The following is a 13,474-nucleotide window of genomic DNA, read 5'->3' on the forward strand; positions in this document are numbered from 1 at the left end:
AGTGGGTGGAGATCGACAACCACGACGACCTCGCCCGCGGACGGGAGATCGCGTGCCAGTACTGACGAGGCTCATTCCGTCCCCGGTCGTGGTGGACATCCGCCCGGGTGCCCTCGACGACCTGGGGTGTGTGCTCGCCGACGAGCGGATCTCGCAGTCGGGCCGGCTGGCCGTCGCGGTGAGCGGCGGCTCCGGTGCCCGGCTGCGGGAGCGGGTGGCGCCCTCGCTTCCCGGCGCGACCTGGTTCGAGGTCGGCGGCGGCACCATCGACGACGCCGTCCGGCTGGCGAGCGGCATCAAGGCCGGCCACTACGACGCGGTCGTCGGACTCGGCGGCGGCAAGATCATCGACTGCGCCAAGTTCGCCGCGGCCCGCGTCGGCCTCCCGCTCGTCGCGGTCGCCACCAACCTGGCGCACGACGGCCTGTGCTCCCCGGTCGCCACCCTCGACAACGACGCCGGCCGCGGCTCCTACGGCGTGCCCAACCCGATCGCGGTCGTCATCGACCTCAATGTGATCCGCGAGGCGCCCGTGCGCTTCGTGCGCTCCGGCATCGGCGACGCCATCAGCAACATCTCCGCCGTCGCCGACTGGGAGCTGTCCCACCGGGTCAACGGCGAGAAGATCGACGGCCTGGCCGCCGCGATGGCCCGCCAGGCCGGCGAGGCGGTGCTCCGCCACCCCGGCGGCGCGAGCGACGACGACTTCCTCCAGGTCCTGGCCGAGGCACTGGTCCTCACCGGCATCGCCATGTCGGTCTCCGGCGACTCCCGCCCCTCCTCCGGCGCCTGCCACGAGATCAACCACGCCTTCGACCTGCTCTTCCCGCAGCGGGCCGCGGCCCACGGCGAGCAGGTCGGCATCGGCGCCGCCTTCGCGATGTATCTGCGCGGGGCGCACGAGGAGTCGGCGAACATGGCCGCGGTGCTGCGCCGCCACGGGCTGCCGGTGCGGCCGGAGGAGATCGGCTTCACGGTCGACGAGTTCGTCCGGGCCGTCGAGTTCGCCCCGGAGACCCGTCCCGGCCGCTACACCATCCTCGAACACCTCGACCTGAAGACCGACCAGATCAAGGACATCTACGCCGACTATGTCAAGGCCATCGGTAGCTGAACTCCGCCCGGTCGTGCACCCCGAAGGGGTCAAGGACCGGCGCAGCGGTGAGCACTGGATGGGACGCCTCTACATGCGTGAGGTGTCCCTGCGGGTCGACCGCTACCTGGTGAACACCAGGGTCACCCCCAACCAGCTCACGTACCTGATGACCGTCTGCGGTGTCCTCGCGGCGCCCGCCCTGCTGGTGCCGGGGATCTGGGGCGCCGTGCTCGGCGTGATCATGGTCCAGCTGTACCTGCTGCTGGACTGTGTCGACGGCGAGATCGCCCGCTGGCGCAAGCAGTTCTCGCTCGGCGGGGTCTACCTCGACCGGGTCGGCGCCTACCTGTGCGACGCGGCCGTCCTGGTCGGACTCGGTCTGCGCGCCGCCGACCTGTGGGGCTCCGGGCGGATCGACTGGCTGTGGGCCTTCCTCGGCACCCTGGCCGCGCTCGGCGCGATCCTGGTGAAGGCCGAGACCGACCTGGTCGGCGTCGCCCGCCACCAGGGCGGGCTGCCCCCGGTGAAGGAGGCCGCCGCCGAGCCCCGCTCCTCCGGCATGGCGCTGGCCCGCAAGGCCGCCGCCGCGCTGAAGTTCCACCGCCTCATCCTCGGCATCGAGGCGTCCCTGCTGATCCTGGTCCTGGCGATCGCCGACCAGATCCACGGCGACCTGTTCTTCACCCGCCTCGGCACCGCCGTCCTGGCCGGCATCGCGATGCTGCAGACCGTGCTGCACCTGGTGTCGATCCTCGCGTCGAGCAGGCTGAGGTGAGCGCCTTGAAGGTCGGGGCCGTCATCATCACCATGGGCAACCGCCCCGACGAGCTGCGCGCCCTGCTCGACTCGGTCGCCAAGCAGGAGGGCGACCCGGTCGAGGTCGTCGTCGTCGGCAACGGCTCGCCCGTGCCCGACGTGCCCGAAGGGGTGCGCACCGTCGAGCTGCCGGAGAACCTCGGCATCCCCGGCGGGCGCAACGCCGGCATCGAGGCCTTCGGCCCGGCCGGACGCGACGTGGACATCCTGATGTTCCTCGACGACGACGGGCTGCTCGCCGGCCACGACACCGCCGAGCTGTGCCGTGAGGCGTTCGCCGCCGACCCGCGTCTGGGCATCATCAGCTTCCGCATCGCCGACCCCGAGACCGGCGTCACCCAGCGCCGCCACGTGCCCCGGCTGCGCGCCTCCGACCCGCTGCGCTCCTCGCGGGTGACCACCTTCCTCGGCGGCGCCAACGCGGTGCGCACCCAGGTCTTCGCCGAGGTCGGCCTGCTGCCGGAGGACTTCTTCTACGCCCACGAGGAGACCGACCTCGCCTGGCGGGCGCTCGACGCCGGCTGGCACATCGACTACCGCGCCGACATGGTGCTCCACCACCCGACCACGGCGCCCTCGCGGCACGCGGTCTACCACCGCATGATCGCCCGCAACCGGGTCTGGCTGGCCCGCCGCAACCTCCCCGCACCGCTGGTCCCGGTCTACCTGGGCGCCTGGGTGCTGCTCACCCTTGTGCGCCGTCCCACACGCGCGGCGCTCAAGGCGTGGTTCGGCGGATTCCGGGAAGGGTGGACCACACCCTGCGGCCCGCGCCGGCCCATGAAGTGGCGTACGGTGTGGCGGCTGACCCGACTGGGCCGGCCCCCGGTGATCTGACAAGCTCGTATCCGGGAACATCCCGGGGCCGCACCTCGGCTCCCCGGCTCATGCCAAGGCCGACCAAGGCCGCGCATCTCGAGGACGAAAGTTTTCCACCAGTGAGTGAGACAACGCACGACGGCACGGTCGCGGTGAGCGCGCCCGTGCCGCCCGACGAGGGCCTGACGGCGGCCGAGCTCGCCGCCAAGTACGGGCTGTCGGTCAGCGGCGCCCGGCCGTCCCTCATCGAGTACGTCCGTCAGCTCTGGGGCCGGCGCCACTTCATCATGGCCTTCTCCCAGGCGAAGCTGACCGCCCAGTACAGCCAGGCGAAGCTCGGCCAGCTGTGGCAGGTGGCGACGCCGCTGCTGAACGCGGCCGTGTACTTCTTCATCTTCGGTCTGCTGCTGGACGCCAAGCGGGGCATCCCGAGCGACGTGTATGTGCCGTTCCTGGTGACCGGCGTCTTCGTGTTCACCTTCACCCAGAGCTCGGTGCTGGCCGGTGTGCGGGCCATATCCGGCAACCTGGGCCTGGTGCGGGCCCTGCACTTCCCGCGGGCCTCGCTGCCCATCTCGTTCTCGCTGCAGCAGCTCCAGCAGCTGCTGTTCTCCATGGTCGTGCTGGTCGCGGTGATGCTGGCGTTCGGCAGCTACCCCGACTGGTCCTGGCTGCTGATCGGGCCGGCGCTGCTGCTGCAGTTCGTCTTCAACACCGGCCTCGCGCTGATCTTCGCCCGCATGGGCAGCAAGACCCCCGACCTGGCCCAGCTGATGCCGTTCGTGCTGCGCACCTGGATGTACGCCTCGGGCGTGATGTTCAGCATCCCGGCGATGCTCGCCGACAAGAACGTCCCCGGCTGGTTGCCCGACCTGCTCCAGTGGAACCCCGCCGCGGTCTACATGGACCTGGTCCGCTTCGCCATGATCGACGAGTACGACTCCACCTACCTGCCCCCGCACATCTGGGCGGTCGGCACCGGCTGGGCGCTGCTGATCGGTGTGGCGGGCTTCATCTACTTCTGGAAGGCGGAGGAGAGGTACGGCCGTGGCTGAGGAGAACGCCGGCAGGAAGGCCGGGCGCGTCCCCACCGTCATCGCGGACGACCTGCACATCGTCTACCGCGTGAACGCCGGCCGGTCCGGCAAGGGCAGCGCCACCGCCGCGCTCAGCCGCATCCTGCGGCGCGGCAAGGACGACGAGGCGCGGGGCGTGCGCAAGGTGCACGCGGTGCGCGGGGTCTCCTTCGTCGCCTACCGCGGCGAGGCGATCGGGCTGATCGGCTCCAACGGCTCCGGCAAGTCCACCCTGCTGCGCGCCATCGCCGGGCTGCTCCCAGCCGAGCGCGGGAAGGTCTACACCGACGGCCAGCCGTCCCTGCTGGGCGTGAACGCCGCCCTGATGAACGACCTCACCGGCGAGCGCAACGTGATACTCGGCGGGCTCGCGATGGGCATGTCCCGCGAGGAGATCAAGGCGCGCTACCAGGAGATCGTCGACTTCTCCGGCATCAACGAGAAGGGCGACTTCATCACCCTGCCGATGCGCACCTACTCCTCCGGCATGGCGGCCCGCCTGCGCTTCTCCATCGCCGCCGCCAAGGACCACGACGTCCTGATGATCGACGAGGCGCTGGCCACCGGCGACCGCAAGTTCCAGAAGCGCTCCGAGGCCCGCATCCGCGAGCTGCGCAAGCAGGCCGGCACGGTGTTCCTGGTCAGCCACAACAACAAGTCCATCCGGGACACCTGCGACCGGGTGCTGTGGCTGGAGCGCGGCGAGCTGCGCATGGACGGGCCGACCGACGAGGTGCTCAAGGAGTACGAGAAGTTCACCGCCAAGTGACCCGATGAGCCCCAGCGGGCCCCGCCGGAGACGCTCCGCGGGGCCCGGCGTGTGCAAAGAAGACGCCAACTCCTGCTTCCCGCAGGAAGATTGACGCCAATCGGTGTGTTGTTGTGATGTGCGGTTCACCCCGGCGGTCGGTTTCGCGTTGTACAACGTAAGCTGTACCGGTGCCTAAAGGCGGCAATCAGGGCCATAATGCGCGACACGTCCGGAGCGGCCACCGGGCGGAAGTCCCGGCGGCGTGTCCGAAATAGTGTGTCTTGGGTCGGCGGTGTAGAACGGGAGATGTGACGGCAATGGCTACGGAAACTCCCCAGGTGAACGCAGCATGCGCCGTCCCCGCCCCGGGCAGCCCACGATGACGCCGCCCGGCACGGCGCGTGCCGCCGACCCCGAGCGCGCCACTCTCGACAAGGCCGCCGCGGAGAACTTCCCCGTGGCGCCGTTCTTCCTGCCCAGAGCCTGGCGGTCCGATCTGATGGCCGTCTACGGCTTCGCCCGGCTGGTCGACGACATCGGCGACGGCGACCTCGCCCCCGGCGACGCCGACGCCGCCCTCCTCGGCGTCTCACCCGGACAGGCGCACGACCGGCTGCTCCTTCTGGACGCCTTGGAGAGCGACCTGCGCCGGGTCTTCGACGGCACCCCCCGCCACCCCCTGCTGCGCCGCCTCCAGCCGGTCGTACGGCGGCGCGCGCTGACCCCCGAGCCCTTCCTCGCGCTGATCGCCGCGAACCGGCAGGACCAACTCGTCACGCGCTACGAGACCTACGACGACCTGCTCGCCTACTGCGAGCTGTCCGCCAACCCCGTCGGCCGTCTCGTCCTCGCCGTCACCGGCACCGCGAGCCCCGAGCGCGTCCGCCGCTCCGACGCCGTGTGCACCGCCCTGCAGATCGTCGAGCACCTCCAGGACGTGGCGGAGGACCTCGGCCGCGACCGGATCTATCTGCCCGCCGAGGACATGAAGCGCTTCCACGTCCAGGAGGCGGATCTCGCCGCCCCCACCGCCGGCGCCTCGCTGCGGGCCCTGATCGCCTTCGAGGCGGAGCGCGCCCGGGCGCTGCTGCGCGAGGGCGACCCGCTCGTCAGCAGCGTCCAGGGCAGGCTCAGGCTGCTGCTCGCCGGGTTCGTGGCGGGAGGAAGGGCGGCGCTGGACGCGATCGCCGCCGCCGAATTCGACGTACTTCCCGGCCCGCCCCGGCCCGGCAAGCTGACGCTGCTGCGCGAGGCGGGCGTGACCCTGCGAGGAGAGGGGTGATCCGGACCGTGGAGTCGGAACCGCACGCGTCCGCACCGGTACTCGCCGCCTACCGCTACTGCGAGGCCGTCACCGGGCAGCAGGCCCGCAACTTCGCCTACGGCATCCGGCTGCTGCCCACGCCCAAGCGGCGCGCGATGTCGGCGCTGTACGCCTTCTCCCGGCGCGTCGACGACATCGGCGACGGCGCGCTGGCGGACGACGTCAAGCTCGCACGGCTCGAGGAGACCCGTGCCCTGCTCGCCCGGATCCGCGCCGGAGCCGTCGAGGAGGACGACACCGACCCGGTGGCCGTCGCCCTGGCGCACGCCGCCCGGCACTTCCCGATCCCCCTCGGCGGGCTCGACGAGCTCATCGACGGCGTGCAGATGGACGTGTGCGGCGAGACCTACGAGACCTGGGACGACCTGAAGGTCTACTGCCGCTGTGTGGCCGGCGCCATCGGCCGTCTCTCCCTCGGCGTGTTCGGCACCGAACCGGGGGCGCGCGGCGCCGAACGCGCGCCCGAGTACGCCGACACGCTCGGCCTCGCACTCCAGCTCACCAACATCCTCCGGGACGTCCGGGAGGACGCCGAGGGCGGCCGCACCTACCTTCCCGCGGACGACCTCGCGAAATTCGGCTGCTCGGCCGGGTTCCGCGGGCCACGGCCACCGGAGGGCTCCGACTTCGCGGGCCTCGTGCACTTCGAAGTGCGTCGGGCCCGCGCCCTTTTCGCCGAGGGCTACCGCCTGCTTCCCTTGCTGGACCGGCGCAGCGGCGCCTGCGTCGCAGCCATGGCCGGCATCTACCGCCGCCTCCTCGACCGCATCGAACGCGACCCGGAGGCGGTGCTGCGCGGCCGGGTCTCGCTGCCCGGACGCGAGAAGGCGTACGTCGCCGTGCGCGGGCTGTCCGGCCTGGACACCCGGCACGTGACCCGGCGGACCGTCAGGAGGCGCGCCTGATGGACACAGCGGACACCCCGGTTCCCGCCGACGACCCCGACGACAAGCGGTGGGCAACCCTCCGCGGCAGGGGTGCGTCCCAGACTGAGACGGCAGGTCGTTCACGCTGCACGCACACCGGCCGTCGGGGGGAGGGCGCACGATGACCCGTGTCACGCGGCCCGAGGACCGGTTCGCCGGCACCGCGGAAGGACGGCACGCCGTGGTGGTCGGCGGCGGGCTGGCCGGCATCACCGCCGCGCTCGCGCTCGCCGACGCGGGCGTGCGCGTCACCCTGCTCGAAGGCAGGCCCAGACTCGGCGGACTCGCCTTCTCCTTCCGGCGCGACGGACTCACCGTCGACAACGGCCAGCACGTCTACCTGCGCTGCTGCACCGCCTACCGCTGGTTCCTCGACCGCATCGGGGGAGCGGACCTTGCACCGCTGCAGAACCGTCTCGACGTGCCCGTCGTCGACGTGCGCAGGCCCGAGGGACGCAGACTCGGCCGGCTGCGGCGCGACCCGCTGCCCGTGCCGCTGCACCTGAGCCGAAGCCTCGCCACCTACCCGCACCTCACGCTCGCCGACCGGGCCAGAGCAATCCGGGCCGCGCTCGCGCTCCAGCGGCTCGACCTCGCCGATCCGGCGCTGGACACGCAGGACTTCGCCGGCTGGCTGGCCGCGCACGGCCAGTCGCCGCGCGCTGTGGAGGCCCTGTGGGACCTGGTCGGGACCGCCACCCTCAACGCGAGGGCCGCCGACGCCTCCCTGGCGCTCGCCGCGATGGTGTTCAAGACCGGCCTGCTGTCCGAGCCGGGCGCCGCCGACATCGGCTGGGCGCGCGTCCCGCTGGGCGAACTGCACGACCGGCTGGCTCGCAGGGCGCTCGACTCCGCGGGCGTGCGCACCGAGGTCCGTACGCGCGTCACCTCCGTCTGTGCCGATGGAAACGGCGGATGGAGCGTCCGGGTTCCCGGCGGGACGCTCGACGCCGACGCCGTCGTCCTCGCCGCCCCCCAGCGCGAGACGCGCGACCTGCTGCCCGCGGGTGCCCTCGACGCCCCCGAACGGCTGCTGGACATCGGCACCGCGCCCATCGTCAACGTGCATGTCGTCTACGACCGCACGGTGCTCGCCCGGCCCTTCCTGGCCGCGCTCGGCACCCCCGTCCAGTGGGTGTTCGACCGCACCGAGGCCTCCGGCCTGACCCGGGGCCAGTACCTGGCGCTGTCGCAGTCCGTGGCGTACGACGACATCGACGCGCCGGTGGCCGCGCTGCGCGAGCGCTATCTGCCCGAGCTGCACCGGCTGCTGCCGCGCACCCGCGACGCCCGGGTCGAGGACTTCTTCGTCACCCGCGAACGCACCGCCACGTTCGCCCCCGCACCGGGCGTCGGGCGGCTGCGCCCCGGCGCCCGCACCAAAGCCCCCGGCCTGTACCTGGCCGGAGCGTGGACCGCCACCGGGTGGCCCGCGACCATGGAGAGTGCGGTCCGCAGCGGCGTCGGCGCGGCGGACGCCGCGCTGCACGCCCTGGGCCGGCCCCGCCCGAGGCACCTCTTCGCGATCGAGGAGGCGGCCTGATGCCCGATCAGCAGCCCGGCGCGGCAGACCCCCGCACCCCCGGTACCGCTACAAGAGGAGAGACTGTGCCCACTGTGCCCCCGGCCCCGAAGGCCGACCGGAGGACCGCGGTGGACGTGTCCGCGCTGCTGGAGCGCGGCCGGACCCTGGCCACGCCGGTGCTGCGGGCGGCCGTAGCCCGTCTGGCCCCGCCCATGGACACCGTCGCCGCCTATCACTTCGGCTGGATCGACGCCCACGGCAGGCCCGCGGACGGCGACGGCGGCAAGGCCGTCCGCCCCGCCCTCGCCGTGCTGTCCGCCGAGGTGACCGGCGCCCGCCCGGAGACCGGCATCCCCGGCGCGGTGGCCGTCGAACTGGTCCACAACTTCTCCCTGCTGCACGACGACCTGATGGACGGCGACGAACAGCGCCGCCACCGCGACACCGTCTGGAAGGTGCACGGCCCCGCCCAGGCCATCCTCGTCGGCGACGCCCTGTTCGCCCTGGCCAACGAGGTGCTGCTGGAGCTCGGCACGGTGGAGGCCGGCCGCGCCACCCGCCGCCTGACCAGCGCGACCCGCGCGCTGATCGACGGTCAGGCCCAGGACATCTCCTACGAGCACCGCGACCGCGTCAGCGTCGAGGAGTGCCTGGAGATGGAGGGCAACAAGACCGGCGCCCTGCTCGCCTGCGCCAGTTCCATCGGCGCCGTGCTCGGCGGCGCCGACGACCGCACGGCTGACGCGCTGGAGAAGTACGGCTACCACCTCGGCCTCGCCTTCCAGGCCGTCGACGACCTCCTCGGCATCTGGGGCGACCCGGAGGCCACCGGCAAGCAGACCTGGAGCGACCTGCGCCAGCGCAAGAAGTCCCTGCCCGTCGTCGCCGCCCTGGCGGCCGTCGGACCCGCCGCCGAGAAGCTCGGCGAGCTGCTCGCCGCCGACGCCAGGAGCAGCGACTTCGAGAGCTTCTCCGAGGAGGAGTTCGCGGCCCGCGCCGCGCTCATCGAGCAGGCGGGCGGGCGCGAGTGGACCGCCGAGGAGGCACGCCGTCAGCACACCATCGCCATCGAGGCCCTCGACGCCGTGGACATGCCCGAGCAGGTGCGGGAACGGTTCACTGCGCTCGCGGACTTCGTCGTCGTACGAAAGAGATGATCACTATCGGTCGAACAGCCCTCGCGTAGTCGCCGGCCGGTGGTGAGGGGAGCAAGCCACCGGCCGACGGCGGACCCACAGCAGACGCACGACTTGCAGGACTGCACGAAGGGGAAGCCATGACAGCGACGACCGACGGAAGCACCGGGGCGGCCCTGCCGCCCCGAGTGGCCGCGGCCAACGACACCGACACCGAGACCCCCCAGGCGGCCGGGGCAGCCGAGGCAGCCGCCCGCGCCATGCGGCGCGCCACCGACTTCCTGCTCTCCCGCCAGTCCGACGAGGGCTGGTGGAAGGGCGACCTCGAGACCAACGTCACCATGGACGCCGAGGACCTGCTGCTGCGTCAGTTCCTCGGCATCCGCGACGAGGACACCACGCACGCCGCCGCGCTGTTCATCCGCGGCGAGCAGCGCGAGGACGGCACCTGGGCCACCTTCCACGGCGGCCCCGGCGACCTCTCCACCACCATCGAGGCGTATGTCGCGCTGCGCCTGGCCGGGGACGCGCCCGACGCCCCGCACATGGCGAAGGCCGCCGCCTGGATCCGCGAGCAGGGCGGCATCGCCGCATCCCGCGTCTTCACCCGGATCTGGCTGGCCCTGTTCGGCTGGTGGAAGTGGGAGGACCTGCCCGAACTCCCGCCCGAGCTGATCTGGTTCCCCACCTGGGTGCCGCTGAACATCTACGACTTCGCCTGCTGGGCCCGGCAGACCATCGTCCCGCTGACCATCGTCTCCGCCAAGCGGCCGGTACGGCCCGCGCCGTTCCCGCTCGACGAACTGCACACCGACCCCGCCCAGCCCAACCCGCCGAGGCCGCTCGCCCCCGCCAACACCTGGGACGGCGTCTTCCAGCGGCTCGACAAGGCGCTGCACTCCGCACGCCGCGTGGTACCGCGCAGGCTGCGCCGGGCGGCCATGAACACCGCCGCCCGCTGGATCATCGAACGCCAGGAGAACGACGGCTGCTGGGGCGGCATCCAGCCGCCGGCCGTCTACTCGGTCATCGCCCTGCACCTGCTCGGCTACGACCTCAACCACCCGGTGATGCGGGAGGGCCTTGCGTCCCTGGACCGGTTCGCCGTGTGGCGCGAGGACGGGGCCCGGATGATCGAGGCCTGCCAGTCCCCGGTGTGGGACACCTGCCTCGCCACCATCGCCCTCGCCGACGCCGGCCTGCCCGCCGACCACCCCCAGCTGGTCAAGGCCGCCGACTGGATGCTCGGCGAGCAGATCGTCCGCCCCGGCGACTGGTCGGTGCGCCGGCCCCATCTCCCGCCGGGCGGCTGGGCGTTCGAGTTCCACAACGACAACTACCCCGACATCGACGACACCGCCGAGGTGATCCTCGCGCTGCGCCGCGTCAAGCACCACGACCCCGAACGGGTCGACAACGCCATCGCCCGCGGCGTGCGCTGGAACCTCGGCATGCAGTCGAGGAACGGCGCCTGGGGCGCGTTCGACGTCGACAACACCAGCCCGTTCCCCAACCGGCTGCCGTTCTGCGACTTCGGCGAGGTCATCGACCCGCCCTCCGCCGACGTCACCGCGCACGTGGTGGAGATGCTCGCCGCCGAGGGCCTCGCCCACGACCCGCGCACCCGGCGCGGGGTGCGCTGGCTGCTCGCCGAGCAGGAGCCCGACGGATCGTGGTTCGGACGCTGGGGCGTCAACTACATCTACGGCACCGGCTCCGTCGTCCCCGCACTCACCGCGGCCGGCATCCCCGGCTCGCATCCGGCGATCCGGCGGGCCGTGGCCTGGCTGGAGTCGGTGCAGAACGACGACGGCGGCTGGGGCGAGGACCTGCGCTCCTACCAGGACGCCCGCACGTGGTCCGGCCGGGGCGCCTCCACCCCCTCCCAGACGGCCTGGGCACTGATGGCGCTGCTCGCCGCCGGGGAGCGCGAGTCCAAGGCCGTGGAACGCGGTATCGAGTGGCTGGCCGCCACCCAGCGGGAGGACGGCTCCTGGGACGAGCCCTACTTCACCGGAACCGGCTTCCCCTGGGACTTCTCCATCAACTACCACCTCTACCGGCAGGTCTTCCCGCTCACCGCGCTCGGCCGGTACGTCAACGGAGACCCCTTCGCCAAGAAGCCGGCCGCGCGGGAGGGCGCCGCCGGGGAACACCGGCTCGCCGAGGCGAAGGGAAGCTGATGACCACCCCGCCCGCCCCCGCTCCGCTGCTGATCGCCTGCGCGCTCGGCATCGAGCAGTTCGCCCTGCGGGTGAGCGAGCGCGGCGGCGCGGGCGGGCCGGTCACCGTGCTGCGCACCGGGATGGGGCCGGCGGCCGCCGAGCGGGCCGTCACCCGAGTGCTCGCCGGCCCCGCCCTGCGCGACGCCGCGGTGCTCGCCACCGGCTTCTGCGCGGGGCTCGCCCCCGATATGCACCCCGGTGACCTGGTGGTCGCCGAGGAGACCCGCGACCCGCGCGGCAGCGTGCCCTGCGTGGGGACCGAGCTGCTGGTGAAGGAGCTGGTGCGCGCCGTGCCCGGGCGCACCGTCCACACCGGGCCGCTCACCGGGTCCGACCATGTGGTGCGCGGTCACGAACGGTCCGATCTGCTGGCGACCGGCGCGATCGCGGCCGACATGGAATCGGCGGCCACCCTGCTGACCGCCGTGCGCGCGGGAGCGCGCCCGGTTGCGGCCGTCCGGGTGGTCGTGGACGCTCCAGAACATGAACTGGTCCGGATCGGCACGGTGCGCGGTGGAATATCGGCTTTCCGTGTTCTTCGTTCCGTACTCCCGGCTTTCTACGAATGGCACCGTTCCTTGCTGCTCCCCAGGAGGTGAGCCAGATGGCCATGCCGCTGCGCCAGTCCATCAAGGTCGCTACTTACTTGGCCGAACAGAAGCTCCGCCGGAGGGACAAGTTTCCGCTCATCGTCGAGCTGGAACCGCTCTTCGCCTGCAATCTCAAGTGCGAGGGGTGCGGCAAGATCCAGCACCCGGCCGGTGTGCTGAAACAGCGCATGCCGGTGGCCCAGGCCGTCGGGGCGGTGCTGGAGTCCGGGGCCCCGATGGTGTCCATCGCCGGCGGCGAGCCGCTGATGCACCCTCAGATCGACGAGATCGTGCGCCAGTTGGTGGCCCGCAAGAAGTACGTCTTCCTGTGCACCAACGCCCTGCTGCTGCGCAAGAAGATGGACAAGTTCACCCCGTCCCGGTACTTCGCGTTCGCGGTGCACATCGACGGGCTGCGGGAGCGGCACGACGAGTCGGTCGCCAAGGAGGGCGTGTTCGACGAGGCGGTTGCGGCCATCAAGGAGGCCAAGCGGCGGGGCTTCCGGGTCACCACCAACTCCACCTTCTTCAACACCGACACCCCGCAGACCGTCATCGAGGTGCTCAACTACCTCAACGACGACCTCCAGGTCGACGAGATGATGATCTCGCCCGCCTACGCCTACGAGAAGGCCCCTGATCAGGAGCACTTCCTCGGGGTGGAGCAGACCCGGGAGCTGTTCAAGAAGGCCTTCGCGGGCGGCAACCGCCGCCGCTGGCGGCTGAACCACTCGCCGCTGTTCCTCGACTTCCTCGAGGGCAAGGTCGACTTCCCGTGCACCGCCTGGGCCATCCCCAACTACTCCCTCTTCGGCTGGCAGCGCCCCTGCTATCTGATGGCCGACGGCTATGTGCCGACGTACCGGGAGCTGATCGAGGACACCGACTGGGACCGCTACGGCCGCGGCAAGGACCCGCGCTGCGCCAACTGCATGGCCCACTGCGGCTACGAGCCGACCGCGGTCCTCGCCACCATGGGGTCCCTGAAGGAGTCGCTGCGCGCCCTGCGCGAGACGGTCTCCGGAAGCACCGGCCACGCGCATCCCTCCTCCGCCGCCAAGGGGTGACGAGATGACCGCTGTCTCGCTCGGTATGCCGTCCGTCCCGGCCAAGCTCGCCGAGCGCCGCAGGAGCCGGCAGATCCAGGTCGGGCCCGTGGCGGTCGGTGGAGACGCCCCGGTCTCGGTCCA

Annotated in this window: 13 protein-coding genes and 1 pseudogene; all 14 read left to right on the forward strand. The window is 72.0% G+C overall.

Going from position 1 to position 13,474, the window contains the following annotated elements:
• Window positions 1-52: 52 nt before the first annotated feature.
• Complete coding sequence (locus ABD207_RS26220) at window positions 53-1,114, forward strand: iron-containing alcohol dehydrogenase family protein (RefSeq protein ID WP_344015635.1); 1,062 nt, start codon at window positions 53-55, stop codon at window positions 1,112-1,114.
• Window positions 1,092-1,871, forward strand: coding sequence for a CDP-alcohol phosphatidyltransferase family protein (locus tag ABD207_RS26225; protein WP_344015636.1), 780 nt, complete (start codon window positions 1,092-1,094; stop codon window positions 1,869-1,871). The genes ABD207_RS26220 and ABD207_RS26225 overlap by 23 nt, the downstream gene beginning before the upstream one ends.
• 32 nt (window positions 1,872-1,903) lie before the next feature.
• Window positions 1,904-2,749 (forward strand): glycosyltransferase family 2 protein, encoded by an 846-nt coding sequence (locus ABD207_RS26230; RefSeq protein WP_425580589.1) that lies wholly within the window; start codon window positions 1,904-1,906, stop codon window positions 2,747-2,749.
• A 101-nt stretch (window positions 2,750-2,850) separates the two neighbouring features.
• On the forward strand, window positions 2,851-3,786 hold the full coding sequence (locus tag ABD207_RS26235; RefSeq protein WP_344015637.1) for an ABC transporter permease: 936 nt from the start codon (window positions 2,851-2,853) through the stop codon (window positions 3,784-3,786).
• Entirely contained in the window at window positions 3,779-4,576 is a 798-nt protein-coding gene (locus ABD207_RS26240) for an ABC transporter ATP-binding protein (protein WP_344015638.1), read from the forward strand. The genes ABD207_RS26235 and ABD207_RS26240 overlap by 8 nt, the downstream gene beginning before the upstream one ends.
• A gap of 361 nt (window positions 4,577-4,937) precedes the next feature.
• Window positions 4,938-5,840 (forward strand): squalene synthase HpnC, encoded by a 903-nt coding sequence (hpnC, locus tag ABD207_RS26245; RefSeq protein ID WP_344015645.1) that lies wholly within the window; start codon window positions 4,938-4,940, stop codon window positions 5,838-5,840.
• A complete protein-coding gene (hpnD, locus tag ABD207_RS26250) occupies window positions 5,837-6,787 on the forward strand; it encodes a presqualene diphosphate synthase HpnD (RefSeq protein ID WP_344015640.1) in 951 nt (316 codons plus the stop codon). The genes hpnC and hpnD overlap by 4 nt, the downstream gene beginning before the upstream one ends.
• Window positions 6,787-6,933 (forward strand): DUF6380 family protein, encoded by a 147-nt coding sequence (locus ABD207_RS32210; RefSeq protein ID WP_425580827.1) that lies wholly within the window; start codon window positions 6,787-6,789, stop codon window positions 6,931-6,933. Before hpnD ends, ABD207_RS32210 begins: the two co-directional genes overlap by 1 nt.
• Window positions 6,930-8,351, forward strand: coding sequence for a hydroxysqualene dehydroxylase HpnE (gene hpnE / locus ABD207_RS26255; protein ID WP_344015641.1), 1,422 nt, complete (start codon window positions 6,930-6,932; stop codon window positions 8,349-8,351). The genes ABD207_RS32210 and hpnE overlap by 4 nt, the downstream gene beginning before the upstream one ends.
• Before the next feature lie 74 nt (window positions 8,352-8,425).
• Window positions 8,426-9,490: a polyprenyl synthetase family protein gene (locus tag ABD207_RS26260; protein WP_344015646.1), complete on the forward strand. Its 1,065-nt coding sequence runs from the start codon at window positions 8,426-8,428 to the stop codon at window positions 9,488-9,490.
• Window positions 9,491-9,609: 119 nt separating this feature from the next.
• Window positions 9,610-11,652, forward strand: coding sequence for a squalene--hopene cyclase (shc, locus tag ABD207_RS26265; RefSeq protein WP_344015642.1), 2,043 nt, complete (start codon window positions 9,610-9,612; stop codon window positions 11,650-11,652).
• On the forward strand, window positions 11,652-12,293 hold the full coding sequence (locus tag ABD207_RS26270) for a phosphorylase family protein (protein ID WP_344015643.1): 642 nt from the start codon (window positions 11,652-11,654) through the stop codon (window positions 12,291-12,293). Before shc ends, ABD207_RS26270 begins: the two co-directional genes overlap by 1 nt.
• A gap of 5 nt (window positions 12,294-12,298) precedes the next feature.
• Window positions 12,299-13,351: an adenosyl-hopene transferase HpnH gene (gene hpnH / locus ABD207_RS26275; RefSeq protein WP_344015644.1), complete on the forward strand. Its 1,053-nt coding sequence runs from the start codon at window positions 12,299-12,301 to the stop codon at window positions 13,349-13,351.
• Window positions 13,352-13,355: 4 nt separating this feature from the next.
• A pseudogene (locus ABD207_RS26280) lies at window positions 13,356-13,474 on the forward strand (flavodoxin-dependent (E)-4-hydroxy-3-methylbut-2-enyl-diphosphate synthase); the annotation flags it as partial.

This window comes from Streptomyces thermospinosisporus (assembly GCF_039526425.1).
Taxonomy (GTDB): domain Bacteria; phylum Actinomycetota; class Actinomycetes; order Streptomycetales; family Streptomycetaceae; genus Streptomyces; species Streptomyces thermocarboxydovorans.

What these genes read in the sequence shown, in the direction of transcription:
- ABD207_RS26225 (WP_344015636.1), top strand. Translation starts at nt 1,092, where the DNA reads ATGTCAAGGCCATCGGTAGCTGAACTCCGCCCGGTCGTGCACCCCGAA.
- ABD207_RS26230 (WP_425580589.1), top strand. Translation starts at nt 1,904, where the DNA reads ATGGGCAACCGCCCCGACGAGCTGCGCGCCCTGCTCGACTCGGTCGCC.
- hpnC (WP_344015645.1), top strand. Translation starts at nt 4,938, where the DNA reads ATGACGCCGCCCGGCACGGCGCGTGCCGCCGACCCCGAGCGCGCCACT.
- ABD207_RS32210 (WP_425580827.1), top strand. Translation starts at nt 6,787, where the DNA reads ATGGACACAGCGGACACCCCGGTTCCCGCCGACGACCCCGACGACAAG.
- hpnE (WP_344015641.1), top strand. Translation starts at nt 6,930, where the DNA reads ATGACCCGTGTCACGCGGCCCGAGGACCGGTTCGCCGGCACCGCGGAA.
- shc (WP_344015642.1), top strand. Translation starts at nt 9,610, where the DNA reads ATGACAGCGACGACCGACGGAAGCACCGGGGCGGCCCTGCCGCCCCGA.
- ABD207_RS26270 (WP_344015643.1), top strand. Translation starts at nt 11,652, where the DNA reads ATGACCACCCCGCCCGCCCCCGCTCCGCTGCTGATCGCCTGCGCGCTC.
- hpnH (WP_344015644.1), top strand. Translation starts at nt 12,299, where the DNA reads ATGGCCATGCCGCTGCGCCAGTCCATCAAGGTCGCTACTTACTTGGCC.